This window comes from Clostridium cuniculi, from assembly GCF_004353185.1.
Taxonomy (GTDB): Bacteria; Bacillota; Clostridia; order Clostridiales; family Clostridiaceae; genus Clostridium; species Clostridium cuniculi.
On record NZ_SMUS01000086.1, the window covers coordinates 1 to 2,017 of the forward strand.

5 protein-coding genes and 1 pseudogene are annotated in these 2,017 nt (G+C 27.6%); all 6 read right to left on the bottom strand.

All coding sequences use genetic code 11. The annotated features are described in order from the left end of the window. Window positions 1-280 precede the first annotated feature (280 nt). Window positions 281-511, bottom strand: a complete 231-nt coding sequence (locus EJJ37_RS19595; protein WP_133017104.1) for a DUF370 domain-containing protein — start codon at window positions 509-511, stop codon at window positions 281-283. A 48-nt stretch (window positions 512-559) separates the two neighbouring features. After that, a complete protein-coding gene (locus EJJ37_RS20570) occupies window positions 560-724 on the bottom strand; it encodes a hypothetical protein (RefSeq protein ID WP_166484859.1) in 165 nt (54 codons plus the stop codon). Window positions 725-750: 26 nt separating this feature from the next. Further along, window positions 751-975 (bottom strand): hypothetical protein, encoded by a 225-nt coding sequence (locus tag EJJ37_RS19600; protein ID WP_133017105.1) that lies wholly within the window; start codon window positions 973-975, stop codon window positions 751-753. Window positions 976-1,029: 54 nt separating this feature from the next. After that, window positions 1,030-1,446 (bottom strand): hypothetical protein, encoded by a 417-nt coding sequence (locus EJJ37_RS19605; protein ID WP_133017106.1) that lies wholly within the window; start codon window positions 1,444-1,446, stop codon window positions 1,030-1,032. 36 nt (window positions 1,447-1,482) lie between these two features. Next, the gene (locus EJJ37_RS19610) at window positions 1,483-1,782 is read right to left on the bottom strand and encodes a hypothetical protein (protein ID WP_133017107.1); all 300 of its coding nucleotides are present in this window, start codon (window positions 1,780-1,782) and stop codon (window positions 1,483-1,485) included. 2 nt (window positions 1,783-1,784) lie between these two features. Then, window positions 1,785-2,017, bottom strand: a pseudogene (locus EJJ37_RS20575) (hypothetical protein); the annotation flags it as partial.

A 2,017-nucleotide genomic window follows, 5' to 3' on the forward strand; every position in this document is an offset into this window, starting at 1 on the left:
ATTTAACTGTTCTGCAATCTCTCTTGCATTTAATCCATTGCAATATAATTGCCCTACTAACTCTTTGTTCATTTCTATTCCCCCTTAAAAAATTATATAGTTTACCCCAACCCATTCAAAGTGGACATTTTTTAATTTTAATAAGTAATATCCCTATGAACTTCTTGTTATTTCCGATTTAATTTATATTCATAATATCATAAATATAAAAAAAGCGAGAGAAATTTACCCCCGCTTTTTTTAAAAAAACATATGCTTTTTACTATATTTTCTTTTATTTTTATTCATTTTTAGCAAGTGATTCCGCACTTTTTGATGTTAAAACTATATGGCTACTATCCATAACTATAACGGCCCTTGTCTTTTTGCCTTGTGTTAAATCAACTAACATCCCCATATCTCTAGCATTCTTAACAAGTTTCTTTATAGGAGCACTTTCATAATCTGCTACTGATACAACTCTATCCTTATTTATACTATTAAAATAGCCAACATTTAGTAATTTACTCATATTCCCTCCTTTTAGTTTTATTATCATTTACGAGTATTTTATTTTCGATTAATTTTTATTTTTTAGTTCCTTCAACTCTTCTCTTAAAAATTGTATTTGATCTTCATATATTTTCTTAAGCTGTGGTGTGTCATCACCTTCATAAACATAACTTTCTAATCTTTTAATTCTTTCTTCTAATTGTCGTTTTCTTGTCTTAACTATCTCTATCATTACCTATAATTACTCTCTTTTTCTAATTAATCTGCCACTAAGCTATATCCAAAAGTAACTATCTCTCTAACATTTATCACAGTTACTTTATCGTCAGTCAAATCTAACATTTTAAATGTTCCTGTTGCCTTATTCTTTATCAATTCACTAATACCTTCAATTAATTCATCAGCTTGTTTTATTGTAATTGCAGATGTAGGTTTAAAATAACCTACATCTCCACTTTTAAATCTTATTTTAAATTCAACCATTTTAATTTTCCTTTCTATCCTGTAGATCTGCTCACAATATTTTTGAATTGTTAATTAATTTTCAATTATTTTTATTGCAACTTTCCAATATGAGTTTATTAAATTAAACCTATTGCTAGGAAATGTTAATTTTCTCTTACATTTTACTGAACCAGTAACTTCATCTTCTGTGCACATTTTTATAACTATATTCCCACAAGAAGTGTATTCAACTATTACTTTACACTCAGCTTTTTCTTCTATAAATTTTCTTAACTGCCCTTCTGTAAATAAAGGTATTCTTTCCCCTTTATTTCTACTCGTCATCTTGACTACATTGATACTTGTAACACAATGTAATTCGCTATAATCTTGTTCGTTTTCTATAGCATAAGTGTATAAATCTCCGATATTAGGATTCCACCAATTCAACAATCCCTCTTGAACTTCTTTAGGTTGATTTAAAAATTGTTCTGCTTTTATATATTCCACTTGATTCACTCCCTCACAATAATTTCAAATTATTCTCTAAATAAATCTATCAGTTCTATAGCAAACTTCATTCCCTTCATCATCTTCAATGCAGCAATAGGTTTTACCAAAATGTTCAAAAGTAAACTTAACTCTGTATTTTTTGCCTTTTGTTAAGTAATAATACATAACTTTACCATTGCTATCATATCCGAAAATATTATCTATGCATTTAACTATATCTCCTGCTTTTATCTCTCTTTGCTTAACCTTTACTAACGGTTCATAAGTAAAATTAAGTTCTTCATTTGTTGGAAATAAATCTAATTGTCCTGATATAATTTTATTTTTACTCATATTTATTCACCTGCTATTTGTACATGATCCATATAAAAAGCTGAATGCATTCCATTAAAAATTACATTTACTGTTTTATTACCTGGTCCATATATCCTAACTACTTTTCCTATATACTCTTTGTTTTGATATTTAACTTTAACTATACTTCCAACCTCTATAGTCTTAATATCGTTCTGATTTTTTTCTTTATCGTGCTGCAATTCTTCCTTATCGTTCTTAAAAATAACTTCTT